This window comes from uncultured Paraglaciecola sp., assembly GCF_913020055.1.
Lineage (GTDB): Bacteria > Pseudomonadota > Gammaproteobacteria > Enterobacterales > Alteromonadaceae > Paraglaciecola.
Window position 1 is genome coordinate 1 of the sequence record NZ_CAJWCF010000071.1, and the last position, 24947, is coordinate 24947.

Annotated in this window: 20 protein-coding genes; 10 read left to right on the forward strand and 10 right to left on the reverse strand. The window is 41.0% G+C overall.

Annotated features, from left to right (window positions below):
* Nucleotides 1-76 precede the first annotated feature (76 nt).
* Nucleotides 77-2431, reverse strand: coding sequence for a penicillin-binding protein 1B (gene mrcB / locus QZ488_RS14745; protein WP_293750124.1), 2355 nt, complete (start codon nucleotides 2429-2431; stop codon nucleotides 77-79).
* A 10-nt stretch (nucleotides 2432-2441) separates the two neighbouring features.
* Nucleotides 2442-4907 carry an ATP-dependent helicase HrpB gene (gene hrpB / locus QZ488_RS14750; protein ID WP_293750126.1) on the reverse strand — a complete coding sequence of 822 codons (2466 nt, stop codon included), beginning with the start codon at nucleotides 4905-4907 and terminating at the stop codon, nucleotides 2442-2444.
* An 85-nt stretch (nucleotides 4908-4992) separates the two neighbouring features.
* Here hrpB and thpR point away from each other — a divergent pair, with 85 nt between their 5' ends.
* From thpR to QZ488_RS14765, 3 genes are all read left to right on the forward strand, one after another.
* Nucleotides 4993-5511, forward strand: coding sequence for an RNA 2',3'-cyclic phosphodiesterase (thpR, locus tag QZ488_RS14755; protein ID WP_293750128.1), 519 nt, complete (start codon nucleotides 4993-4995; stop codon nucleotides 5509-5511).
* A 172-nt stretch (nucleotides 5512-5683) separates the two neighbouring features.
* Nucleotides 5684-6538, forward strand: a complete 855-nt coding sequence (purU, locus tag QZ488_RS14760; protein ID WP_293750161.1) for a formyltetrahydrofolate deformylase — start codon at nucleotides 5684-5686, stop codon at nucleotides 6536-6538.
* 132 nt (nucleotides 6539-6670) lie between these two features.
* Nucleotides 6671-7273 carry a histidine phosphatase family protein gene (locus QZ488_RS14765; RefSeq protein ID WP_293750130.1) on the forward strand — a complete coding sequence of 201 codons (603 nt, stop codon included), beginning with the start codon at nucleotides 6671-6673 and terminating at the stop codon, nucleotides 7271-7273.
* Between the two features lie 52 nt (nucleotides 7274-7325).
* Here QZ488_RS14765 and QZ488_RS14770 read toward each other — a convergent pair whose 3' ends face one another.
* The gene (locus tag QZ488_RS14770; protein ID WP_293750134.1) at nucleotides 7326-7895 is read right to left on the reverse strand and encodes a hypothetical protein; all 570 of its coding nucleotides are present in this window, start codon (nucleotides 7893-7895) and stop codon (nucleotides 7326-7328) included.
* 234 nt (nucleotides 7896-8129) lie between these two features.
* Between QZ488_RS14770 and QZ488_RS14775 the strand changes: the two genes are divergently transcribed.
* Entirely contained in the window at nucleotides 8130-10298 is a 2169-nt protein-coding gene (locus QZ488_RS14775) for a M3 family metallopeptidase (RefSeq protein ID WP_293750136.1), read from the forward strand.
* 72 nt (nucleotides 10299-10370) lie between these two features.
* Here QZ488_RS14775 and QZ488_RS14780 read toward each other — a convergent pair whose 3' ends face one another.
* From QZ488_RS14780 to QZ488_RS14790, 3 genes are read right to left on the reverse strand one after another with little or no spacing between them, the layout of a single operon-like run.
* Nucleotides 10371-11021, reverse strand: coding sequence for a DsbA family oxidoreductase (locus tag QZ488_RS14780; protein ID WP_293750138.1), 651 nt, complete (start codon nucleotides 11019-11021; stop codon nucleotides 10371-10373).
* Nucleotides 11022-11070: 49 nt separating this feature from the next.
* Entirely contained in the window at nucleotides 11071-11367 is a 297-nt protein-coding gene (locus QZ488_RS14785) for an antibiotic biosynthesis monooxygenase (protein WP_293750139.1), read from the reverse strand.
* Nucleotides 11364-11891: a DUF2937 family protein gene (locus QZ488_RS14790; protein WP_293750140.1), complete on the reverse strand. Its 528-nt coding sequence runs from the start codon at nucleotides 11889-11891 to the stop codon at nucleotides 11364-11366. Before QZ488_RS14790 ends, QZ488_RS14785 begins: the two co-directional genes overlap by 4 nt.
* Nucleotides 11892-11992: 101 nt before the next feature.
* Between QZ488_RS14790 and QZ488_RS14795 the strand changes: the two genes are divergently transcribed.
* Nucleotides 11993-12376, forward strand: a complete 384-nt coding sequence (locus tag QZ488_RS14795; protein ID WP_293750142.1) for a hypothetical protein — start codon at nucleotides 11993-11995, stop codon at nucleotides 12374-12376.
* A gap of 142 nt (nucleotides 12377-12518) precedes the next feature.
* Nucleotides 12519-13139, forward strand: a complete 621-nt coding sequence (locus tag QZ488_RS14800; RefSeq protein ID WP_293750144.1) for a DUF2726 domain-containing protein — start codon at nucleotides 12519-12521, stop codon at nucleotides 13137-13139.
* Nucleotides 13140-13253: 114 nt separating this feature from the next.
* Here QZ488_RS14800 and mdh read toward each other — a convergent pair whose 3' ends face one another.
* On the reverse strand, nucleotides 13254-14189 hold the full coding sequence (mdh, locus tag QZ488_RS14805; protein ID WP_293750145.1) for a malate dehydrogenase: 936 nt from the start codon (nucleotides 14187-14189) through the stop codon (nucleotides 13254-13256).
* Nucleotides 14190-14408: 219 nt separating this feature from the next.
* On the opposite strand from mdh, the gene argR reads away from it, so the two are divergent.
* The 4 genes from argR to QZ488_RS14825 all read left to right on the forward strand — a co-directional run bounded on the left by argR (nucleotide 14409) and on the right by QZ488_RS14825 (nucleotide 17563).
* A complete protein-coding gene (gene argR / locus QZ488_RS14810) occupies nucleotides 14409-14873 on the forward strand; it encodes a transcriptional regulator ArgR (RefSeq protein ID WP_293750146.1) in 465 nt (154 codons plus the stop codon).
* Nucleotides 14866-15438, forward strand: coding sequence for a paraquat-inducible protein A (locus tag QZ488_RS14815; RefSeq protein ID WP_293750148.1), 573 nt, complete (start codon nucleotides 14866-14868; stop codon nucleotides 15436-15438). The genes argR and QZ488_RS14815 overlap by 8 nt, the downstream gene beginning before the upstream one ends.
* A 149-nt stretch (nucleotides 15439-15587) precedes the next feature.
* The gene (locus QZ488_RS14820) at nucleotides 15588-17186 is read left to right on the forward strand and encodes a S41 family peptidase (RefSeq protein ID WP_293750150.1); all 1599 of its coding nucleotides are present in this window, start codon (nucleotides 15588-15590) and stop codon (nucleotides 17184-17186) included.
* Nucleotides 17183-17563 (forward strand): hypothetical protein, encoded by a 381-nt coding sequence (locus tag QZ488_RS14825; RefSeq protein WP_293750152.1) that lies wholly within the window; start codon nucleotides 17183-17185, stop codon nucleotides 17561-17563. Before QZ488_RS14820 ends, QZ488_RS14825 begins: the two co-directional genes overlap by 4 nt.
* A gap of 19 nt (nucleotides 17564-17582) precedes the next feature.
* On the opposite strand, the gene QZ488_RS14830 is transcribed toward QZ488_RS14825, so the two are convergent.
* From QZ488_RS14830 to QZ488_RS14840, 3 genes are all read right to left on the reverse strand, one after another.
* The gene (locus QZ488_RS14830) at nucleotides 17583-17753 is read right to left on the reverse strand and encodes a hypothetical protein (RefSeq protein WP_293750154.1); all 171 of its coding nucleotides are present in this window, start codon (nucleotides 17751-17753) and stop codon (nucleotides 17583-17585) included.
* 483 nt (nucleotides 17754-18236) lie between these two features.
* Nucleotides 18237-24212, reverse strand: coding sequence for a PQQ-binding-like beta-propeller repeat protein (locus QZ488_RS14835; RefSeq protein ID WP_293750156.1), 5976 nt, complete (start codon nucleotides 24210-24212; stop codon nucleotides 18237-18239).
* A gap of 56 nt (nucleotides 24213-24268) precedes the next feature.
* Nucleotides 24269-24724 carry a hypothetical protein gene (locus QZ488_RS14840; protein WP_293750159.1) on the reverse strand — a complete coding sequence of 152 codons (456 nt, stop codon included), beginning with the start codon at nucleotides 24722-24724 and terminating at the stop codon, nucleotides 24269-24271.
* Nucleotides 24725-24947 lie beyond the last annotated feature (223 nt).

Genomic DNA, 24947 nt, shown 5'->3' on the forward strand with positions numbered 1-24947 from the left:
CTATGTAAATAGTCTCGTTGAAAATTCTATTTTGGCGCATTGACGCCGTATTAGGGAGCGTCCATCTCATCACCCATTAACCAAATATTCTCTCCCACAAGCTTTTAGGTTTATCTGGCACAGTAGATTCACCAGTACAGGTTTTAGGGATCGGAGGTAATGCTGCAGTAATAGCTGGCACACTGAATGTATCGGAACACCCGGCCTTACTTATATCGCCTGTGGCATTATCAAAATGGGCAATGCCCAAACCATCAGGAAAACGCCTAACCAGTGATTTTGGCTCTTGTTGTTTCTGATACCCAATAAACAACTGCATGGCACCACTTGCACCACTTAAATTAACCGGTTGATTGTTATCTTTACCTATCCAACTGGTCACCAGAATATTTTTATCAAAACCACTAAACCAACTGTCGCGATAATCATCGGTAGTACCGGTTTTACCTGCCATATTGACATCTGGAAACGTTTTTCGTACGGCTTTTGCGGTGCCTTCTAAGGTGACTTTGTGTAATGCATAATTCAGTAAGTAAGTCGCTTGTTCATCCACTCGTTGCTCTTCGGGTACATCGAACTGCCACAACAAATTATCGTCTGGCGACATAATGGCAGTGATTGAATGTAAAGGGATATAACGGCCGTTATTGGCAATAGTCTGATACATTTGGTTCACTTGTAACGGCGAAAAGTTAACGGCTCCCAAGGTAAGTGCTGGATATAACTCAAGCTCCTCCTGTACTCCTAAACGCCATATGGTGTCAGCAATAGTGCCTAAGCCTAAGTTCATGCCTAGAGTGACAGTAGGCACGTTGAGTGACTTCGTCAAAGCTGTTACTAGTGGTACTTGACCGCGGAACTTTTTATCTGAATTTTTGGGTTCCCACATTTTACCGTGAGTACTTTTAAGTTTTATCGGCTCATCTGCTAAATGTGTGGCTAAGTTATAATCTGCCGCCTGCTCTAACGCGGTAAGATAAATAGCAGGTTTGATCAATGAACCAATAGCTCGTTTAGCATCCAGCGCCCGATTAAAACCGGCATAATCAGTATTGCGCCCGCCAACAATGGAGCGAATTTCTCCAGAATCAATGTCGGTGACTATCATGGCCGCTTCAAAATCAGATTTACCTAAGCGTTTTTCTTGTTTTGCCACGCCTTGAGACACTGCGCGCTCGGCTTTTACCTGTGCGTTAGAGTCCAAGGTGGTAAACACTTTTAACCCCGACTGCCGAATATCAGGGTTATCTAACACCGTTCTCAACTCACGTCGTACTTGATCCATGAAAGCCGGATGTTTGTCTTTTTTCAAGCTGGCACCAGTGGCTAACTTAATCGGTAGCTTCACTAGGTCTTGATATTCGTTAGGCGATAATTGATTACTTTCAAACATCACTCGTAACACTATGTTGCGTCTTTCTGACGCGCGCTTTGGATGTTTACGAGGATTATAATAAGAAGGGCCTTTGATAATGCCGACCAAAGTAGCGATTTCGTCAATGCTTAGCTCATTCAAAGGGCGGTCGTAATAAAAGTAACTGGCTAAACCAAAACCATACACCCCAGTATTACCATTTTGGCCTAAAAACACTTCGTTTAAATAGGCTTCGAGGATCACATCTTTGCTGTATCGAAACTCTATTATCAGCGCCATTAGCACTTCTTTCGCCTTACGCACTAGGGATTTTTCGCGGGTTAAAAACAGATTTTTTACCAGTTGCTGAGTTAAGGTACTGCCACCTTGCACTGTGCGCCCTGCTGAAATGTTGGCCATTAACGCCCGTAAAATCGAAAGCGGTGCCACACCAAAGTGCTGATAAAAGTCTTGGTCTTCCACTGCCACTAAGGCCTGAGTCAAAATAGCTGGCACATCATTAATTTGTACCAACATTCGATCTTCTCGCCCACTGCTGACCAAACGCGTTACAAGCCATGGCTCTAGGAAAATACTGTTGATGGACTGACTGCTTCGTAAGTCTTTTATCTGAGTAATACGCTGATTTTTGATGGTTATTTCAATGTAACGTAGATCCTCGGCACCGTGAGAGAAATCAAATTTTCGGCGCTGGATACGAATACGATTATTCAATACTTGGTATTCGCCTGAACTATCAGCACGGGTCACTTTTCGATAACCCAATAGTTGTAATTCTTCTTCAATTTCTTTAATGCTAATTTCTTCTTTTACGCCCAAGAACATAGGACGAGCGAAGATTTGTGCAGGCACCTGCCATTTATTACCGGCAAACTTGCTACTGATTTGAGCGTCTAGATATACCGCATAAGCCCCCGTTACTAAGATGAAAATAAATAGCAACTTTCGCCAATGGCGACCAAACCAGCTAAAAGGGTTAAGCCGTTTCCAAATCGATTCTGATTTCACAGTTGCAGTCTTTTTTGCTTTACTTTTGTCTGCGGAAATTTTACTCATGGTTTACTGCTCATGATTTACTGTTCATCCTTTTTTTTGTGCGTGTTGTCGCTTGGGCATTAGCTGGATCATCTGGCCAATAATGGCGAGGATAACGACCTTTCATTTCTTTTTGTACCTCTTTATAACTACCTTGCCAAAATCTAGGCAGATCTTGAGTGGTTTGTATCGGTCTGCCAGCAGGCGAAAGTAACTCAACAGTAATAGGTACTTGTTGTTGTGCAACCGTTGGATGAAGTGTCCAGCCATATAGTTCGGTCATACGTGCGGATAACACCACAGTTTTTTCGGCGCTATAAGTCAACTGCGCACTCGTGCCACTCGGTAACGCTAATCGTTTAGGAAACTGTTTGTTCAAATATTGTTGCTGTGCGTAATCCAATTCATTTAGTAGCTGTTGCAGAAAATTACATTGGCTAAGTTGCTGCCAGGTCAATTTGTCTCGTAAGTATGGCATCAGCCAACTATCAATTGATGTGAGTAATCCTGATTCAGTAAAATCTGGAAATGAAATGGCACCAGCAAAACTTGCCGCAAATTGCACTCGATAAATTAGTTGCTGTACTTCGTCATCGAAAGGCAAGTTTGATAAACCTTTGTCATGTATGACATCTTGCCAAATACTCAAAATATGCTTTTCTGAAGGCCGTTTTATCGGTTGTTTATGGATAACAATCTTGCCTAAGGTTTTTTGCATCTCTGAGACTATTCTTTGGTTTTGAGGATCCCAGTCAACTCGCTCCTTTTTTTCAATCAAATAATCAAAATGTTGTTCAAGCTGCGACACTGTTAACGACTCAGCATAACGAATTTGGGCATTGTCTTGTTGTTTATCATTGGTTTGCATATTGGCAATAGCCAGCCAACTTTGTGTGGTTAACGCATCATCTTGATATAAAACCGCGCCACTGCCGTTGACCAGCTGATAACGTTCATCTTTCCTTTGTTTTGCCAACCATTGTGGGTAAGCAAAACCGATTAACACGGCCGTATCTTCAATTGGCCAAGTCAAAAGCTTACAAGAAAGCTTTGCATGCCACTGGCGGATCGTTTGCCAAATAAGATGATTTTTTTGCTGTAGAACAAAATGTAATCGAGCGGATAAACTAGCTCCATTCGCATTTCTACCCATAGGATCTTTGTTTTCAATCAGTGCCGCAATAGCACAAGCCATACTCAGATGTTCTGGGCTCATTTGCGCACTTTTCACTAACATAACAGCGAGACTGGGATGGCAACCTAAACCATGGGCTTTGCGCCCTAAAGCGGTCAACTTTTTGTTGTCATCAAACAATTCAAGCTGACTTAACAGTGCAAAGCCTTGAGAAAGTTGTGCGTCACTGGGGTAATCTTGCAACGCTAGTGCCGAAACTTCAGCCCCCCAGACCGCACTTTCCAACATAAAACTACTCATATCGCTATGCATGATCTCAGGCGTAATCTGTTGGGCTAACCTACCGTGCTGTTCTTTACTCCACAGCCGATAACAGGTGCCCGCAGCCAGTCGCCCTGCTCTTCCAGCTCTTTGGGTAGCCGAAGCTTGGGATATTTTTTGGCTTTGCAGGTGAGTAATACCGCGATTTAATTGGAACACCGCTTTTTTCTCAACTCCACTGTCGATGACAAATTCAATGCCCTCAATGGTTAAGCTGGTTTCAGCGATATTCGTTGCTAAGACAATTTTTCGTTTTCCTGCTGGGTGAGGTAATAATGCTCGCTGCTGCTCAGTTTTAGATAATTCAGAGAACAATTTTAAGACTTCAACCTCACCTGCGAAATGCTGGCTTAAACGTTCTGCAGCTTTGTTAATATCAAAAGCACCGGGTAAAAATACCAAACAGTCATGCTGGTGTTGGGGGAAAACGTTGATAACCAGCCGGCTGATTTTTTCAAACAGAGGTAGATTTGAATTGTCGGACTGATAAATAATATCGACTGGATAACTTTTGCCCTTAGACTCTAACAACTCAGCAGCGGGTAATAATTCTGTTAGCGCAGCAACATCAAGCGTGGCTGACATCACCAACAAGCGTAAATCTTCTCGCAGTGCCTGTTGCACTTCAATACACAGCGCAAGGGAAAAATCTGCATGTACGCTACGCTCATGAAACTCATCAAAAATGACTAAACCCACATCGGGCAATTCAGGTTGGTTTTGCAACATACGAGTGAGTATACCTTCGGTCACTATCTCTAAACGCGTGTTAGCGCTTACTTTTACTTCACCTCTTATACGATAACCTACAGTTTCACCAACAGCTTCACCTAATTGGCTAGATAAGTAAGCAGCAATATTTCTAACCGCGATACGCCTCGGTTGTAATAAAATGATTTTTTTGTCTTTAAACACTTCTAATTTAAGCAGAGACAAAGGCAAACACGTTGACTTTCCGGCGCCGGGTGGCGCTACAACAATAGCGTCACCGTCTATCAGTTGTTTATGCAGTGCAGGTAGAATATGTTCAACAGGTAACAAATGAAATCTCTTTGGGTTGAAGGTTGATAGACACTAGTGCGTAAAATATCTATTTGAGATGATAACAAACATAAGGGGTAGCAGTATGCGGGCATTTTTTGGTTTATCACCCAACGCAGAGACTAAATTGGCCATACAAGCTTGGCGCAATAACGCATTTCCCGATTTACATGCCCCTGTGCCTGCGGCTAACTTTCATGTCACTTTGGCTTTTTTGGGCAATGTATCAGTCGAACAGCTGGATACAATAAACCATCTTATTGATGAAATGCCCAAAGTCACCGCGTTTGATGTTTCACTCAATCAACTGGGACATTGGTCAAAACCTAAAGCGTTGTGGCTAGGCTGCCAGCAAACAGCTCCCGAACATCTAACACTTGCCACACTTATTCATGAAATTGCCAATCGGTCTGGCCTGCAACTTCAACAACAAGATTATGTGGCACATCTCACCTTGGCTAGAAAATGCAAAGTTAAGCCACCCGAACCCGTTGTACCAGCGAACTTCCAATGGCATGTGGATCAGTTTCATTTGTTTGCATCAAAACCCAGCTCGCAAGGCGTATATTACCCCATTCAACAATCATGGCCTTTGCATAATTAGTTAGTTTTAGTTTTTTGATAGGTCAACTACTCACCTTAAATAATGAGGGTAAATAGGGTTGTTGTTTAGGGTGTTTTTTACCATTGATTCTGACATAGCAATAATTGTTCTTTACGCCCTTGTCTATCCCGAGCAACAATAGGCGTTAAGTCACCGGATAATGTCGAAGAATATGCAGCAAACATTTAGATTAGTCATCGATTGCCCAGATCAAGTTGGGTTAGTCGCAGCCGTCAGTCAGTTTTTGGCTGAGCAAAACGCCACTATTGTTGAGGCGAACCATCATACTGATCAGCAAACAGGGCGATTTTTTATGCGCCACGAGATCAAAGCTGAATCAATCAATATGAGTATCGACAGTGTAAAGCAGGCCTTTGAGCCTATTGCTGAAAAATTCCAAATGAATTGGAAAATTGCAGACTCAAACGTTAAACAGAAAGTAGTGATGCTGGCTAGCCACGAATCACATTGCCTGATGGATATTTTGCATCGCTGGCATAGCGGTGAATTGATTTGTGATATTCCTTGTATCATAGCCAATCATCCACAAATGAAACAATTTGCAGATTGGCACAACATTCCCTTTCACTGGGTCGACTTTAAAGATCAACCGAAAGAACAAGCCTTTGCAGAAGTAGAAAGACTCATTGAAGCCTATGACGCAGATTTGACTGTACTGGCTAGGTTTATGCAGATTATTCCTGATCACCTATGCAAAAAATTAGCCGGTAAAGCCATCAATATTCATCACAGTTTTTTACCTTCTTTTGCTGGCGCTAAACCTTATCTGCAGGCTTATAATCGTGGCGTGAAGTTAATCGGTGCCACTTGTCATTATGTGACGAGCGATTTAGATGAAGGGCCAATCATTGAACAAGAGGTCATGCGTATTAGTCATAGCGATACCTCAGCTGATATGGTGCGTAAAGGCAAAAACTGTGAAAAAACAGCCTTAGCTAATGGCGTGCGTTACCATTTAGAAGACCGAGTGATCATCCATAAAAACAAAACTGTGGTGTTTGCATAGGGGCTAGGCCATTTATTCGCCTACCTTGGTTATTTACATTTCCTTTAGAATAACTAAACTTCAAGGCAAATGCCTTGGTATCCAATTAAATGACCTCAGTCTCGAGGATATATGAAGGATGAACAGCCCCTTATGTCTATCTATTTAATCCGTCACGGCCAAACGAATGGCAACAGGGATAGAATTTTACAAACGCCTGATACACCTCTTTCCAAGCTTGGGCATATACAAGCCCAGCAACTTGCCCATAGGTTTGAGAGTATTTCAGTAGGCAACATCATATGTAGTGACTACATCCGAACACAACAAACAGCCGAGCCTCTGCGCGCTCTAAAACAAGCCACTTTCACCCTACAACCATTACTTAGAGAAAGAAGTTTTGGTGATTTACGCGGCAAAGCGTATGACGACATTGATGCTGATTTTTTTGATGAAGGTTACGCACCACCTAATGGCGAAATCCATGTTCAATTTGTTGCCAGAGTAAAACTTGCTTGGGACAGTATTTTGAGTAGTTATCAAAATACCCAAGGAAGCTTAATTGTGATGACTCATGGTTTAGTGCTGCGCGAACTGATAAAACAACATTTGATTATCAATGATGGCACGCCGTCGATGTCAGACTTTCAAAATACATGTATCACTGAAGTAAACTCAAAAGATCAAAAAACAGTATTAAGCTTATGTGATGCGCAACATTTGGATAAAGGAAGTGTAATTGGGGCTGCGGTTTAACCGCGTAACGATACTGATTTTAGCCTGAACTCGCTGTATACACTCAGGTGACTTAGAAGTAGCCGTTGTAACTCAATCCAATTTTATTATTGGTTGCACCATTTTCAAACAGTCCACCGAAATCATTTGAAGCGCCCCATTTTTGACTTGACGCTGTCCATTCCCAGTAATGATTATTGGCAAAACCATCAGTGCGAGTGTTGACTAACCATTCTGTATTTCTTGGTAAATTAAACTCAATTCCTTGGCTTGTTTTAAACTCGGTTTGTGACTGAGCAATCACACCGAACCCTATGCTAAGGTCGTGACTAAATTGGTATCTAGGAATAATAGAAAACTCTTTCACAGAAATTTTTTGTTTAAATACTCCCCAAGAATGTGCACCTTTGGCATAACCTACTCCCATTTCAAGTACAAAGTTTTCAGTTAGGGGTTGGTTAAAAGCAGCCAAATATTCTTTCTGCTTACAGCCGCTAAATTTTATGGCTGACTTCTCTACTTTAAATTCAACATTTTGTGGGGCCCAAGTTTGCAACCAGTTTAAAGTGCTTGCCAACACATCTGAATTAGCAGAACAGTGGCTCGATATTAGCAAACATGTGGCTAGTAGAACTGACTTCATTTCAGGTGCTCAACGTGGGTTTTAACATGCTTATACTTTAGCCAATATAGGTATAATTACCGTATACCCAACACTCATTTAGTATCGTAAAACATACCCAAACTTAGGGGTCATTACCTGCTCATTACGCTCTTCCCCCCTTGTACTTTGATGCCAGAACATTACACTCGCATTATCGTTGGAAAAATACTGACGAACTAAATCAAAAATATAATAATTATCAGGCAGGAAATCATGAAAATTAAACTAGCAGCGCTATTGAGTAGTGCGGTGATAGTTGCATTATCGGCATGTAGCGAAAATCCGACCACCACAACCCAAGTAACAAAACCAGTGTCCGAAGCAAAAATACAACAACAAAACCCATTACTAGCAGAATATGCAGGCCCTTATGGTGGTGTACCTGCTTTTGATAAAATGGACTTAGCAGACCTTAAACCTGCGTTAGAAAAAGGCATGGCCCTTAATTTGGCTGAAGTCGAAGCCATAGTTAACAATCCAGAACCAGCGAACTTCGAAAACACCATCGCGGCTTTAGAAAGATCTGGCAGCGATTTATCCAGAGTATTTAGATATTGGGGAATTTGGAGTTCGAATAAAAACAGTCCTGAGTTTCGTGCTATTCAAGCAGAAATGGTACCGAAAATATCTGCCTTTAATTCAGCTATCACTGGTAACGAAAAATTGTTTGCTAAAGTAAAAGCGGTTTACCAAAGTGAAGAGTTAAAAACCTTAACCTCCGAAGAACAGCGAGTCACATGGCTTACCTATAATGGTTTTGCTCGTAACGGCGCAACACTTACAGGTGAAGCAAAAGCGCGTTACGCGGCTATCAATCAAGAAGTAGCTGGCATACAAACTCGATTTGCCAACAATGTATTAGCTGATGAAGAAAACTATGTACTGTTTCTAAATGAAGATCAGTTATCTGGGTTATCAGAATCCTTGGTCTCGGCGGCGGCAAACGCGGCCAAAGGACTAGGTAAAGAAGGTCAATATGCGATTACCAACTCTCGTTCATCTATGGACCCGTTTTTAACCTACTCTGACGAGCGTGAACTAAGAGAAAAGGTGTGGAAAACCTACTATAGCCGAGCCAACAACGGTGATGAATTTGACAATAATGCACTTATCAAACAAATCCTTACTTTACGTAATGAGCGTGTTGCACTGTTAGGTTACGACAATTACTCACAGTGGCGATTAGAAGACCGAATGGCAAAAAATCCAGAAAACGCCATGGACTTGATGAAAAAGGTGTGGCCCGCAGCAATAGCTCGTGTGGATGAAGAAGTAGCAGATATGCAGGCTATAGCAGACGCTGAAGGAGCTAAAATAAAAATTGCTCCTTGGGATTATCGCTATTACGCCGAAAAAGTCCGCAAAGATAAATATGCGCTTGATTCAGATGAAGTGAAGCAATATTTACAATTAGATAATTTACGTGAAGCTATGTTTTATGTAGCAGGGCATTTATTTAATTTTGACTTCACTCAGGTGCCTGAAGGTTCAGTGTCTGTTTTTCATGAAGATGTTAAAGTCTGGGAAGTCAAAGACAAAACCTCTGGTGAGCATATTGGGCTTTGGTATTTAGACCCGTTTGGCCGTAAAGGAAAACGCTCAGGCGCTTGGGCAACCACCTATCGTAGTCATACCACTTTTGATGGTAAAAAGACGGTTCTTTCCTCTAACAACTCTAACTTTGTTAAAGGCACCGAAGGTCAGCCAACACTTATATCTTGGGATGATGCAGAAACCTATTTCCACGAATTTGGACATGCCCTACACTTTTTATCAGCCACGGTTGCCTACCCTACTTCACATTCTGGTGTGCGAGATTACACTGAATTTCAGTCTCAACTATTAGAACGTTGGTTAACAACAGACGAAGTCATCAATAACTACTTAGTGCACTACAAAACTGGCGAACCTATTCCAGCTGAATTAGTCGCTAAAATCAAAAAAGCCGCCACTTTTAATGAAGGTTTTAAGACCACTGAATATATGGCCTCGGCCATTATGGACTTGTTGTACCACACCACTGATCCTGCCAAAATCGATCCTCAAGCCTTTGAAAAAGAACAATTAACTGCTCTAGGAATGCCAGAAGAAGTGGTGATGCGTCATCGCAGTACTCAGTTTGGCCACGTATTTTCAGGCGAAGGGTATTCATCTGGCTATTATGGCTACATGTGGGCAGAAGTACTGACGTCTGATGCTGCTGAAGCGTTTGCTGAAGCGCCCGGTGGTTTTTATGATAAAGACGTGAGTAAGAAGCTGGTTGATCACTTGTTTTCTATACGTAACGCTTTAGATCCGGCAGAGGCTTATCGTTTATTCCGTGGACGTGATGCCAAAGTTGAAGCCTTGATGCGTGATAGAGGTTTCCCGGTTACTCAATAACAACTAATTTTTAATCTATATGGACCCCTTCAATAGAAGGGAGTCCATAAATAATAAAGTCTACAAATCTACTTAATTAATATTTTCTTCAGCAATTTGCTTTAACGCCTGTTCAAATATTTCTGTGGGCTGACCACCACTTATAAGATGTTTATTATTCACTATCACTGCTGGCACCGAACTGACCCCAGCCGATTGATAATGTTGCTGCAGTTTTCTCACATCAATTGTGTACTTATCTGAATCCAATATGTCTTTAGCTTCGGCTACATCTAATCCAATTTTTTCAACAACAGATAACAATTGCTGGTGATCACTAGGATTACCACTTTGCTGAAAATACAAATCAAACAAGGCTAACTTTAATTCAGTTTGTTTGCCCTGTTCATGAGCCCAATGCAGCAACCTATGGGCATCAAATGTATTATAAATACGACCACCTCCACGATTACCAAACTCATAACCTACAGACAATCCTCGCTCTTTAATTGCCGCGCGGCTTTGTTCTGCTTGTTGCTCGCTGATGCCATACTTTTGAGTAATATGCTCGGTTATCTCTTGGCCTTCTTTAGGCATCTGTGGATTAAGCTCAAAAGGTTGCCAAGTAATATCGGCTTGAATATTCGGCGCTAAATTAGATAAAGCTTGGTTCAGTGCTTGATAACCAATAATGCACCAAGGACAAGATACGTCGGAAACAATGTCGATCTTTAAGTTAGTCATAACTTTCCATTTTTGATTAAGTCCCTAAAGGACAGTTAATTTACATCTATTATTTCAAGCCTAGAGCTTGATAATGCGCCACTTCAGGAAATGGTTGGTAAAAATGATGAAGCAAAGCTTTCCACTTTTTATAATCAGGGGATTGACGAAATCCAATTGTGTGATCTTCTAGCGTTTGCCATTGCACCATCAACAAATAACGATTGTCTTTTTCAATACACTTTTGTAGACAATGAGAAATATAGCCTTTCTTAGACATAATGATGTTTTGGGCTTGCTCAAAAGCCAGCTCAAATTCTTGCTGTTTACCTGGAGTAACGTCTAATACCGCTTGTTCTAATATCACGGATTTTTTCTATGTTTGTGCGGAGTAAAACACAATAAACAATAACCTAAAAGATGCAGTATTCCCTCCAGCAATATCGCCATTAAAAAACCGCATATGACTCCCCATATAAGCGCTTGAGGGTCGATAAGGATCATATAGCTATATTGTTCCATGGTCTGTTGAATAATTTGTTTATCAGGTGTGGTGACGACATGAAGTACTCGCCACAAGGCAGGTTTTTCAAGAGTCTGCGCTTCTGCCTGAAGTGCTGCTACTCGTTCAGAGATAAAACGAATACTGCGGGCATCATTGTTAAAAACAGGATCATCACTGCCTTCATAATGCTTAACAAGATCTTGTACACTACCATTAAAAAAACGATCTGCGGTTTGTTGGAACCCGGCCAAAATCTGTAATGCTTCTGTTAGGTGGGCATCGATACGTTTTTCATATTGATCAACAACAGCTGGAACCTGAATGCCAATCAGTAAACCACTGCAAAAAAGTATCAGCCGTAAATACTCTATACAAAATTTTATCATTTCTATACTCATTAACCGCCAACCATACCTTTTACGTAGTGAATTGGCTTGCTGCTAAGATGCTGAGCTTCTATAGTAAACAGAAGTTCTGTGTTGGGGATATGTGTTTGTTAAAATTAATATTAAAAGTATCTGCGTTATTGGCAATGACGTCTAATGGATTGCTATATGCCGAGACACTTCAAACTGAAACAAGTGTTGATGTGCAAGGCTGTCCAGAAAACTTTTATGCTTTACCTTTATACCCTAACGCCAAGTTTTGCCAGTTATTTGCTGAGCAGTTGCCTGCTAGTCTGTCATATTTTGCTATTAGTGATCAGCAAACGGCTAAAGCTTTCTACCTTGAACAACTGGGTCAAGCCGAAGACGAACAAATGCTTAAAGGCCGCATTGTGCTGCAATATGACAATGGTCAAAAAGTAGTGGTGATTTCCAAAGATGGCCAAGGTAGCCAAATAGATATCCTGATAAAATCTGCTGGTTAAAACATTTAAAGCCCCTGCATAAAGCTATTCTAAAGCCCCAACATTTAAACTCGCATTTTATTCCGCCATTGGCACTTTCTTTGCTTAGTCAGGAAAAGACTATTACTTAGTCAATTTTCTGACATTGGCTTTTGGAGATACCATGGAACTAGCAATTGTATTGATGATGTTACTGATCATCGTAGCGGTAGGCGCAATGAAATTACATGAACCGGGTTTAGCATTCCCGTTTCAGAAGAAAGGCAACTTGTTTACCCCCGTTGAACGCACGTTTTTAGGTCTTATTGAGGAGGCGGTTGGAAATGAATACCGTATTCTATGTAGAGTGAAGATGAGCGATATCTTAGCCATTCGTCAAAATGCTGATAAAAAAACCAGCAAAAATGCAGCGACGCGAGCTGGCAGTAAACACCTTGATTTTGTTCTTTGCTCAAAACTAGACATGTCACCTGTCATCGCGATTGATTTAGTGCACAACAGCGGCAAAGAGGGATACAAAAGCCAGCGAGACTTTTTTGTAAGTGGCGCCCTAGATGCAGCGCATCTCCCCCATGTTAGGATTAAGGTACGTTCGGGCTACAAAGCCCAAGATATTCGAGAGTGTATTCAAGCTAAACTACCTAAAGCTAGATTAAAGCAATTAAATGCACCTAAGCCGCAAAATGGTGGAAAATTGGCAACAGAATTCGCAAGACAAACTAAACCAACCAGGCCCATTCAAACCAACAAAACAGTCACAAGTAGACCTGTCGCAGCAGCGTAATATAGCATTCCGTTAAAGATAGTCTGACGAATTGCCCGTATAAAAAAAGCCCCTTAGAATTAATCCTAAGGGGCTTTTTTGTTAGCGCTAACTTAGTTAGCGCTTTAATAAAGACTAACCTTTAACGAATGCAACACCCATAGCGATATCGCCACGTAGGCCTTCTAACATGGCTTGTTTAGCGTTTTCTTCAAACTCACTCAACTCACCGTAAGATAGAATTTCTTCTACGCCGTTTTTACCTAAACGTACTGGGTGGGCAAAAAATGCAGCGTCGTCACTATTAGTTTCAACGTAAGTATATTCAACTACGTTTTCACCGCGCATTGCATCAACCAAAGATAAGCAGAATCTTGCTGCCGCTTGGCCCATAGAAAGTGTAGCTGATCCACCACCGGCTTTAGCTTCAACTACTTCAGTACCAGCATTTTGGATACGCGTAGTTAAACTTGCTACTTCTTCATCGGTGAATTCTACACCTTTAACTTGTGATAAAAGAGGTAAAATAGTTGTACCAGAGTGTCCACCAATAACAGGAACATGAACATTAGCTGGGTTTAATCCTTTTAGATTACCGACAAATGTTTCTGAACGGATAACATCAAGAGTCGTCACACCAAACAATTTATTTTTGTTGTATACACCTTTAGCTTTTAACGCTTCAGCTGCAATTGCAACAGTTGTATTCACTGGGTTAGTGATCACACAAGTACAGGCTTCTGGGCAATTATCTGCAATGGCATCCACTAAGTTTCTAACGATACCAGCATTGATGTTAAACAAATCAGAACGGTCCATACCTGGCTTACGAGGCACACCTGCTGGGATCAATACTATGTCACAACCGGTTAAGGCATCAGCTAAATCATCTTTCCCGAAACCTTGTACTTTTACATCAGTAGGGATGTGGCTTAAATCTACGGCTACGCCTGGAACCACTGGAGCAACATCATACAAATTCAACTCAGAACCTGCTGGCAATTGAGTTTTTAACAATAATGATAACGCTTGACCGATACCACCGGCTGCACCTAATACGGCTATTTTCATGATTCTCTCCTGTGAAAAGCTTTCTGCTTTGCAATAATCAAAGCTAACATGGGTTGTAAATTATATATGTTGGTCAATATTTTAGACTGCGGGATTATACTAGGGTCTTGCTCTATTTAACAGACAGCTGTGTTTTATCATATATTCATGTGCAGGCAAATTGCTTAAACCCTTGCAATACGGCAAAATACACACATTAACTCTAGCAACTAGTACTCTATGGCCACTCCTAAACAAGACGCACTCATTAAAGCATTTAAAGATATCCTTAAAACGGAAAGTTTTGGCTCACAAGGCGATATAGTGGATGCACTAAAAGTGCAGCAGTTCGATAATATCAGCCAATCTAAAGTATCCCGCATGTTGAGCAAGTTTGGCGCGGTTCGCACCCGTAATGCCCGGGGCGATATGGTGTATTGTTTACCGCCTGAATTGGGTATGCCTACTGCCAAGAGCCCACTTAAACAGCTAGTGTTGGATATTGTGCACAACAATGTAATGGTCATTATTCGAACTAGCCCCGGCGCGGCGCAGTTGATTGCACGTTTGTTAGACTCCTTAGGCAAAAAAGACGGAGTGTTAGGCACAATAGCGGGTGATGACACTATATTTATTGCCCCTGCCGATGTGAGTACTATTGAAGAAACTCGCAAACGAGTCGAAGCGTTATTCGAAAATGTATAAAAAGCACCTTGGTTTTGCCCTTAATATTGTTGCCTTAGGATTATTTTTTCCCGGCATATTACTGACCATGTTTACCTTTAATATGGAAATGGCAGCCAACATTAGTGGTTCAAGCCTTACTTCTTCTTTAATTAATAAAGAATTATCTATTATCACAACGGTTAAAGAACTTTGGGAAGACCAAAGGTTACTCGTCGCCGCGCTGATATTTGCATTTTCAATCTGTATTCCACTGTTAAAAACCCTACTGCTGTGTATTGCCTACTTTACTAAATCACTACAAGTCGAAAAAAGACTGATTAAGTTTGTCGCTGCCATTGGAAAATGGTCAATGGCTGACGTGTTTGTGATTGCTATTTTCTTAGCGATTATGTCAACCAACCATGCTGAAACCAGCAATTCAGAACAACTAAGTGTGTTTGGTTTTAAAATTGCTTTTGAAGTCAGTACACAAACATTATCTGCGGCAGGTGAGGGATTTTATTACTTCACTGCATACTGTGTGTTGTCTCTGATTGGCACTCAGTTAGCAAGTTCTGCGATTAAGACAGTAGCTGAAAATTAAACTAAGACTTCAGAGTAAATTAGTTAAATATGAAACTATTCATGACCTTAAGCTGTCTTTATCTGTACTAGTGATTATCTAATGTCATATTAAATGATCCTAAACAAAACCTAACAGGTAAAAATCACGTCGCTAAAAGAAACGTAATCATGAATCAAACACTATTATCAGCTCTCATTATTGTTATTAGCCTGGCGCTTTACGCTTGCGGTGGCAATAACTCGAAGTCACCAGGTGTGCCGCCAATACCCACTTCCAACGAACCAGATTGGATAGCTGGGCAATTTTCTGACGATTCAATCTACAAAAACCTTTGTGCAGTTCCTAGGACAGGGCCTGATAGCAACGGCGATACATTCTTAGACTCCCAAGGCACAGCCATGCATGAAAAAATGTGGCTACGATCTTGGACTAACGATACCTACCTTTGGTACAACGAAGTAGATGATAACGACCCTTCACCCTTTTCCGTAGCCGATTATTTTAGCCAACTCAAAACCAATGAATTGACACAATCAGGTTCGCTTAAAGATAACTTTCATTTTTCCCAATCGACTGAAGACTACAATCAGCGTACCCAAAGTGGTGTCACATCGGGTTATGGCATTAGTTGGGAATTTGTTAGTGCAAGTTCACCGCGACGTTTAATAGTGCGATATACCGAACCTAATTCCCCCGCTGCCATCGCCGGTGTTAGCAGAGGTTACGAATTAAAGACAATTGATGGTATTGATTTTATAAACGCAACTACTCAGGCGAACGTTGATAAAATCAATGCTGTATTATTCCCTTCTGATGCTGGGCAGGTCTTCAACTTTGTATTTTCAGATGAACTAGGTAACCAAGTATTAGAGACAAACTTAACCTCGGCCAATATTGAATTACAGCCAGTGCAAAACGTGAAAGTAATAGACACCGCAGCTGGAAAAATGGGTTACATGCAATTCAACTCATTTATCAGAGCAGGGCAAGATGGATTAATAGAGGGTTTTCAGGAATTCGTAGACCAAGGCGTCACCGAACTGGTTATTGACCTACGTTATAACGGCGGCGGCCTGTTAGCCATGGCCTCACAAGTCGCGTATATGGTTGCAGGAAGTGCACAAACCAATAATCAAATTTTTGAAACTCTACAATTTAATGATAAATACCCTAACGTTGATCCGATTACAGGCAACACATTGCAACCCACCCCCTTTTACACCCGAGAAATAGACTGGACTACCAATCAGTTTACTGACAAAACTCTACCATCAGTAGATTTAACTCGCGTGTTTATTTTGGCGACAGACAACACCTGTTCAGCTAGTGAGGCGGTTATAAATGGCCTTCGAGGCGTTGATGTTGAAGTCGTATTAATTGGCGATACCACATGCGGTAAACCTTTTGGTTTTTACGCTACGGATAATTGCAGTACCACCTACTTTACCATTCAATTTCAAGGCGTTAATGCCAAAGATTTTGGTGGATATTCTAATGGCTTTAGTCCAGTCTCCAATCCAGTTTTTGAGGACCAATTACCCGGTTGTACAATTACTGACGATTTCGCTCAAGCACTTGGAAGCGAAAATGAATCTCTGCTTGCAGCGGCAATCGATTATGCTGAAACCGGCATCTGCCCTATTGAAAACAATTTAGCAGGCAAAGCGGCGAAGGTAAAAAGCTCTGGCATTGCTATCAAAACACCTAATATCATCTTAGAGTCGATGAAGATCCTAACACCTGTTATTGAGCCTTCTTCACTATGAGTCAATACACGGTGAAAAGCACAGTGATGACTGCACTCCTTATTTTGAGTAGCTGCTTGACCACTGAGCCTTTACATCCAGTTGAAGCAATACTCGAACAACCATCAGCACAAAGCAGACTGATATTAGAAAAAGCTATTGGCGATTTATTGAATAGCCAACCGGTTAAACTCGCAGACAATGTATTTACCCTAAAAAATACTGTCATCATTGAACCCAATCAACCAAAAGACAATCAAGGTAGACTTTTAGATGGGCGAGAAATTCGGCAAGCTGATACTTTTACTTTGCTCACCGAAGATGGAAAGTGTTATTTAAGACACGACCAAAATGGACACATCGTTCTGTTAGGCAATATCAGCTGCAAAGAGAAATAATTCTCGACCTTAGAATCCATCAATCTTTTTTATTTATTGTTATCTCAATATTCTTGCTAGTGCCAGCAAACCACTTTTGCAGGTAAATACTGCCAATTACCGGTGGCATCCCCTCTTCTGGTAACTCTTTATAGCGCACACTATTTTTGTTCTGTTTTTCAAATTCAAACTTCACTTTCTTTTCAGACATGTATAAACCTATTTATGTGATAGTTATATCTATGGATCTTATACCAATCCGTATAAAGAAGTGACCACTCAGCGATGGAAAATAGCGAATAGGAGCAGCTTCTCTTTGTTGCTTAACTCCAACAACGTGACAAAGAAGTAAATCTTCTTGCCTTCTATACCTTGCTGATCCCACTAAAAAATAGTAGAGCTGTATATTAGTCGAACCAGTACCTGCATTGGATAAAGTCATGAGTTAACTTTTGGCCTGCAAAGGGCCTAGATGAAATTGCTCATGTCACAAATAATGGTGGCAATATTCGCTCATTCTACGAAACACTTTTGCTTTAATATACTCTGTCCACAGTGTCTTGTGTGAGTCCCCTTTTCCTTAGTTTCAATTCGAAGACGCTGCGCAGTTGCTGATTTTTCAATAAGCAACAATAAGAAATCCGTTAAGTGAAACACTCAACGGATTTTATTATTAACGATGTTAAATCTAATGCTATTTCAGTGTGATGGCAACCAATGAAGAACCGGATATATAGAGAGTTCCTTCTTCACTTAGGGCTAAATAACCACTTGCTGCATAGCTCCAATCTTCTTCTTGTGTATCAAGATTGATTGCATATGTGTTGCTAGAGTCACCGACAATTAAGTGCGTCTTAGTTACAATAATATTGGTGTTGTAGTTTCGGGAACCTTGAATCCAATGTGTCTCACCACTTTCTTCGTCAATGGAATAAAGTGAACCATTGGCTAACGCATAGACATTACCATTAGCAACAGACACTTGGCTGCTAAACCCCGAGCTGACCTTTTCCCATTTAATTTTAAGATTTTCCACATCAAATACAACTAATGTTCCGCGCTGTGTTACAACCACATTGTTATTACTGGTAATTACAGTAGACACACCGACTGAATACCCACTCCAGTTGAAATTAGGAAAAGCAATGCTATTGGTTAATGCGCCAGTGCTTCTATCAAGAATGTCCAATTTGGTCGTAAATGAGTACACATTATTCTCATCAACAGCAGGGGTAAACTCATCATATTGTGGGCCGGAATAAAACCAAGACTGCTCACCCGTGCTGCCGTCAAAACCATAAGTACCGCCATAATAACCGCCAGCCATATACACATTACCTGCATAAATTGTTGGAGCTAGATAGCGAGACCATTGATTACCGTAACTGGATTCAAATTCTAGCTCTCCCGTTAGCGCATCAACTGAACGAATGTAAGAGTCTCCATGTCCGCCAGTTTGAAAGAATACATTTCCGTCATCATAAGCAGGTGCATTGATCGAGTGAATTCCCTCATAATCAAGCTGCCATACAATGTTGCCTGTTTTTGCGTCCAATCCTGCAATACCTTGACTACTGAAATAGCTGTCAGATGATACAAATACCATTGAATCAGTCGCCGTTACTGGAAGTAAGCTTCCCCAAAGCGAATCTACTTCCCACTTAAAACTAAATTTGCTGCTATCGAGTATATGTGGCGTATAACCAGTGTGTCGCTCGTTTCCCTGATCGGTCTTCCAAGCTATTGGCAGAGGGAAGTCACTAGCATCACTAGGATCTGTATTGCCGTAATATTCTTCCAACGCAGAGAACTGATCAGCATCAACATCCATAGACGCATTTTCAGCACTGAGCGGATCGTTACTGTATTGAAGCTCCCATTTGTCCGGTAACTTGTCACTGTCAGTATCATTCAATATTGGAGAAGTCAGGTGAGTAATGACTTCATCGTAATCACTAAGAGTATCACCATCAGTATCGAGTAAATTAGGATCAGATCCCACATCGTGTTCTTCGATATTTGTCAGTCCATCTCCATCTAAATCTGAACTTGCGTCATTAACATTGGCATCTAAACCAAATGTAATCTCATAGGCGTCTTCCATGCCATCTAAGTCAGTATCTGTTTCTAGAGGGTTGGTGTTATAAGTCATAATCTCTTCATAATCACCCAAGCCATCTTCGTCACTGTCAATATTATTTGGATCAGTACCAAGCTCCTCCTCTTGACCATCAAGCAAACCATCATTATCAGCATCAGCTACCGTCGGGTCGGTGCCGTAGGTATTGTATTCATAACCATCACTCAAACCGTCAGAATCGGTATCTTCATTACCTTCTTCAGTACCAATTTCGTATTCGGTTAATGCTGATAACCCGTCACTGTCATGGTCAATTGATGCGTCTAAGCTATTATCCATATCCAAGCCAAATGCGTACTCCCACCAATTAGGCAGCCCGTCAGCATCAGAGTCGACGTCAGGCACAAAGTCCAAGAACTCTGCGCTCATTTTCGTTCTTCGCTCAATGACAGTTAGGTTTGTGTCTGTCTGGTAAACATATTTACTTCTGTCTGAAAGCAGTATGAAACCATTTGCTCTTAGAGCAATATCATAAAAGCTCGCAGATTGTTCCAGCGTTCTGATCAAAGTACCGTCTTGTTGATATTTATTTACACTACTATTCCATGTAGCTGCATAAATATTACCGTCCGCATCAACCGCAATGGAGCGAGCGCTGTCGATAGAAACAGTATCGATAACCTCAAGCGTACTAGCCTCATATTTATAGACCGAAGCACCAGTTAGGCCGTAAACATAACCATCGTAACCAACAGTAAGATCGATAAGCTCTGCACCCTCTACATAACTGACGCTGGAATCATCCAAATCAAACTGCACAATGCCTGACGTACTACTCCCTGAAGTACTCATATTAGTAACAAATACCTTGTTACCAATTGCATCAATTCCACCATAGGTGCCGTTATTTACCGTTGACCATGCTGGGGCGGCAATAGACTCCCATTTATTCTCCGATGGTGTGTAAATGCTAAGTACGGGTTGAAAAACGCCGTTGTATACTGCGACTCTACCATCATCCAGGACAACAATGTCACGTGCATCATACGGACCATCTAACACAATAGGAATGCTGGTTTCTCTGACCAATGCGCCATCGTAGCTATAAAAGTGCAGTTTCCCTTCATACTTGGAAACAACATTTCCACTTAATTCAAACACGGAGCGCATCGGTATAGCATTAACTGCATCTATATAGAGGTTGCAGTTGCTGTCGTTGCTGTCTATTACCAACGAAACGTCCTTAAAGCCAGCATGTACTAACAAATTTAATTTGGTCCATTCAACTTGTTCGATGTAGCCCGAGCTTTCAAGTTGACCATCCACATACAGCTCGTAACTCTTGTCGTAGATACTGTAGCAATCGCTAAACAGATGAAAATCTAGTTCTACATTTGCATACAACCGCTCCCACTTGATAGTCACATCTCCGTTCATTGCTAAGCTGATATCCCCCTGATAAGACTGAGCACTAGAGAACGTAGTATCCCCTGATACTTCCCATTCATCGGGCAGTACACTGTCTTCAAATGAAAACAAGGAATCAACTATGGCTTCAGGAACCGAAGCGCTATCTTGCGGATCTGTACCTGAAAGATACTCATGAAAGTTAATCACACCATCATTATCAGAGTCTAACTGAGCGTCACTAACATCGCTTCCATCAAGCCCATTTTCCACTTCCCACAAATCTGGTAAAAAGTCGCCGTCAGTGTCAGCAGCAAGAGGATTTAACATCAAATCAAGTACTTCCCGTCCATCATTTAAACCATCACTGTCAGTATCTGCTAACAGCGGGTCTGTTAATGCTTGGAATTCTTGCAGATTGGAAAGGTTATCTTCATCGCTATCGGCACTTGCATCTGCCGCATCAGCATCATCCAATCCGTAGCTAATTTCCCACCACTTGGGCAGTCCATCTTGGTCTTCGTCTTGTTCAACAGCGATAACAACAACATTGAACGAACCTTGCTCTTCCACTACAGCGACTATGTTATCTTCCGCCGCAAACATAGAAACAATTTCGTGCTCTAGCTCAATAAAGGTATAAGTAAACTCTAAGTTTTTAGAATAAAATCCAAGGTAGTAATTGGTCTCATTTGTATATAACCCTACAGCAACATTATCAAGCCAGCCAAAGTCACTTAACTCAGCCAAAGTTGTTAAGCCTACTGGGCGCTCCAACTCTGTGACTATTGCATCTGTTGCATAGTTCTTAATCAGAATATTTTCGCCAGTAATTATCAAACTTTCATCAACAGACACCGCCATGAAAGACGTTGGATTACCGTTATATCGTAAAGATGAGTAGTCAGATATTTGTCCTTCGTCATCTATTATGTAGCTTTCGAGAGAGTCACTGTAAGAGTTGCTAAACCAGTAAAGCCGATTTGATGTTTCATTTAGCGTATAGTCATTGGAAAAATCACCACGAGTATAAGTACTGAGTGTATTCGCATCTGCGTCAAGCACTTGATAGTCGCGATAGTAATTACCATCACCATGTATAACGACGATATGCTCGCCAGCAATAAAAAGTTGATGAACAGCATCAGCCATCGACGTGAAAATTTCTGGTCTTGATAAACCGTCCAATGAATAACTAACAATGGCTCCCGAATCATAGCCAACCAAAACTCCATAATCATTGCCTACTACGAAAGAAATGGGTTTACCCCAAATTGCATTATTACTTAACATAATGGGGTTTAGATAGGATTCAGAGCTTTCAGCCCAACGATTAATTCGATTATCGCCACTGGATAACGAGTACACAACTCCTTCAACTAACCGACTCATATCGGCGGTATTAAAAGCCAACCTTGCCGTAGGATTACAAACGCCATTTACACCATGTTCCGTTAAAGCGCATGCTGACTCTATTGGGAATGCATCTACTACCAACTCAGTAGTACTATCTATTTGCGTGTAGCCAAGATTCCAAGAATCAGGAGCACCATCGTTATCGGTGTCTATAGAAGCCGCAACATCATCAGGAAAGGCATCAATTAGGTTTTCAACACCATCGTTATCAATATCATCATTTGCAATGAAGTCGACATATTCAATGGCATTGTTATTTTGAATAACAAAGACAGCTTTATCTAGCTGCGAGATTATCTTTAATAAAGCTCCTTCATAGCTTTTCTGCTCAACTACTAAGAAGTCGTCGTTAAGACGAGATAGTAAAAATGCACCCTCTTGTTGAGCAATGGTGGTAAGACCCACAGCTTCTGACCAGACACCTTTGACAAAATTAAAACCAATACTGTTTTCGAATTCAAGGTTCGAGGCGTTATAAACATCTCCACTACCAAGAAGCACTTTTTGGCCATCTGGAGATATTAGGATCGGGCCCGAAATAGAATAATCGCCATGATAAGGAGTTTCGGCGTCAGCCGTAATTTGACCTGTAGATTGCTCAATTTCTTCATACATCAAGTCATTGGGGCTCGTTCCATCTTTGAAGAAGTAAACTCTGGCCAATGTATCATTCCAAGCATAATAGCTTGAATAGTGATTCCATTCCTCCCAATCTGTTTGGATACCATTGATGTCGAAAATATAGTGGCTTTCCCACGCACCGCTATTATCTTGAGCCAGCACGTAGTCACCCACTGAGGAGATACCGTAAACTCCCTCTGAAGTACTAGCAAAAGAGTTGAGGCTTAGGTCTTCTGCGTTTACGAAGTTAATTTTCCCACTGGAATAGCCTAAATATAAGCGGTTTTGGGCTTCTGAAAAATCCATTACATTCAAGTATTCATTCTCGTCCAACTCAAGTGCAATTTCGGTATATTTGCTGGTGACTAAATCATAACTGACAATAATTTCCGATGTTTTTGCATAATAAAAAACCAGGCCACTAATACTTGTTTCAATTTCATCGATACCTTTGCTGAGTAGCCAAGTGATATAACAAGCCTCTCCATTACCCTGATTTTCACTACTACATGCGCTATCAGAAACATAAAAATCACTATTATCACCAACACCATCACCATCAGTGTCTTCTGATTCAGATGAATTCTCAGGAAATGCATCCAATATATCTTCAACACCATCATTGTCATCATCGTCATCAGACAAGTTAGGAAAACCATCTAGATCAAAATCTTGAGATAATGGAATGATTGAATGAAAAAGCGTTCCGTCAACAAGAGTCTGTGCCTCAATGTTTGTTCCAAGTACACTTTGCTCCGCAACTAAAAGCGCATTCATTTCATCAATACTGTACGGATCAAAAGTAGATTCATCCCCATCCTTGTCCGTTCCATCAACTTCAAGATGTTTAACCGGCGCTCCTAATAATCTATTCAACAAGTTAGGATTTTCGGTGAATGTCGTTAATGACTCATCTCCATTTTTTCCATCAATGGCCCCATCGTTTAGGTCTGAAGCGAGAGCATCTAAGAAACTATCTACAGATTCAGAGCTGCCTTCTGTGGCATAACTTGCAATAGCTGCAATTGCTTCCAATGCAATTCGATATTCCAATGTAGACAATAATTCAGATTGTTCAGTCGAAACAACAGGCGAGGTAGTGAATAGATTGAATTGCGCGGATGCACCAAAACTAAAATGTTCCAAAACTTCATCGACAGACTCACTTAAAGAAGCTGTTAAATCACCTGATGCAACAGTTTTTAAGCGGTTAGTTTCAAAGCTAACGTTGTAAGGGGGGTAGTATTAACAGATTGCTTTGCAACTAATTGTTCCTTACTTATGATACTCAACAAAGTACTCATTACAGGTAGAGTCCCGCTATTAATATCTATCGTTTCATCCACCACAGATATTTCAATGAGGTAATGTTCATCTAAAGGTTCAGATACAGCTAATCCGGTAATTTTAGCTTGAGAGTCTGTAGTGCCAGTATCAATTTCTGCACCTTTAAGAAAACCGTTAGCTACATCAATTTTGTATAATGTCGCTTTTGCGTTAATTAAAGGGCCTTTTACAGCCATACCTTCGACAGAATGAATTACTGGAGGAGCAACAATGATAGGTGGTGGGTTTGTTGGAGTACTAGAGCCCCCTCCTCCACAACTGACGATCAATATTGAAAAAAGTAACACATATATTAGTTGGAAGCGGTTCATCACTAAAATCCCTTTAACTGCGTGAAGTAAGTACAAATCAAAATAGAAAAGTCGTCGCGTAGATTAATACAGTAGTTGAGTAGTGGCAATTCAATGACGTGTATTTAGATTCAGATCAGATAAAAATTGCACAAAAAAGGCGCTAACCTTGCGGATAGCGCCTTTTTAATTTTGTTTACTAAAACAATTAAGCTTTAGTAATAACGTCTACTAACATCCAGTT

What these genes read in the sequence shown, in the direction of transcription:
- QZ488_RS14815 (WP_293750148.1), top strand. Translation starts at nt 14,866, where the DNA reads ATGTATAAAAAGCACCTTGGTTTTGCCCTTAATATTGTTGCCTTAGGA.
- QZ488_RS14820 (WP_293750150.1), top strand. Translation starts at nt 15,588, where the DNA reads ATGAATCAAACACTATTATCAGCTCTCATTATTGTTATTAGCCTGGCG.
- QZ488_RS14800 (WP_293750144.1), top strand. Translation starts at nt 12,519, where the DNA reads ATGGAACTAGCAATTGTATTGATGATGTTACTGATCATCGTAGCGGTA.
- purU (WP_293750161.1), top strand. Translation starts at nt 5,684, where the DNA reads ATGCAGCAAACATTTAGATTAGTCATCGATTGCCCAGATCAAGTTGGG.
- QZ488_RS14825 (WP_293750152.1), top strand. Translation starts at nt 17,183, where the DNA reads ATGAGTCAATACACGGTGAAAAGCACAGTGATGACTGCACTCCTTATT.
- QZ488_RS14775 (WP_293750136.1), top strand. Translation starts at nt 8,130, where the DNA reads ATGAAAATTAAACTAGCAGCGCTATTGAGTAGTGCGGTGATAGTTGCA.
- QZ488_RS14795 (WP_293750142.1), top strand. Translation starts at nt 11,993, where the DNA reads ATGTGTTTGTTAAAATTAATATTAAAAGTATCTGCGTTATTGGCAATG.
- QZ488_RS14765 (WP_293750130.1), top strand. Translation starts at nt 6,671, where the DNA reads ATGTCTATCTATTTAATCCGTCACGGCCAAACGAATGGCAACAGGGAT.
- QZ488_RS14780 (WP_293750138.1), bottom strand. Translation starts at nt 11,021, where the DNA reads ATGACTAACTTAAAGATCGACATTGTTTCCGACGTATCTTGTCCTTGG.
- QZ488_RS14830 (WP_293750154.1), bottom strand. Translation starts at nt 17,753, where the DNA reads ATGTCTGAAAAGAAAGTGAAGTTTGAATTTGAAAAACAGAACAAAAAT.
- thpR (WP_293750128.1), top strand. Translation starts at nt 4,993, where the DNA reads ATGCGGGCATTTTTTGGTTTATCACCCAACGCAGAGACTAAATTGGCC.
- mdh (WP_293750145.1), bottom strand. Translation starts at nt 14,189, where the DNA reads ATGAAAATAGCCGTATTAGGTGCAGCCGGTGGTATCGGTCAAGCGTTA.
- QZ488_RS14840 (WP_293750159.1), bottom strand. Translation starts at nt 24,724, where the DNA reads ATGAACCGCTTCCAACTAATATATGTGTTACTTTTTTCAATATTGATC.
- mrcB (WP_293750124.1), bottom strand. Translation starts at nt 2,431, where the DNA reads ATGAGTAAAATTTCCGCAGACAAAAGTAAAGCAAAAAAGACTGCAACT.
- QZ488_RS14770 (WP_293750134.1), bottom strand. Translation starts at nt 7,895, where the DNA reads ATGAAGTCAGTTCTACTAGCCACATGTTTGCTAATATCGAGCCACTGT.
- argR (WP_293750146.1), top strand. Translation starts at nt 14,409, where the DNA reads ATGGCCACTCCTAAACAAGACGCACTCATTAAAGCATTTAAAGATATC.
- QZ488_RS14790 (WP_293750140.1), bottom strand. Translation starts at nt 11,891, where the DNA reads ATGATAAAATTTTGTATAGAGTATTTACGGCTGATACTTTTTTGCAGT.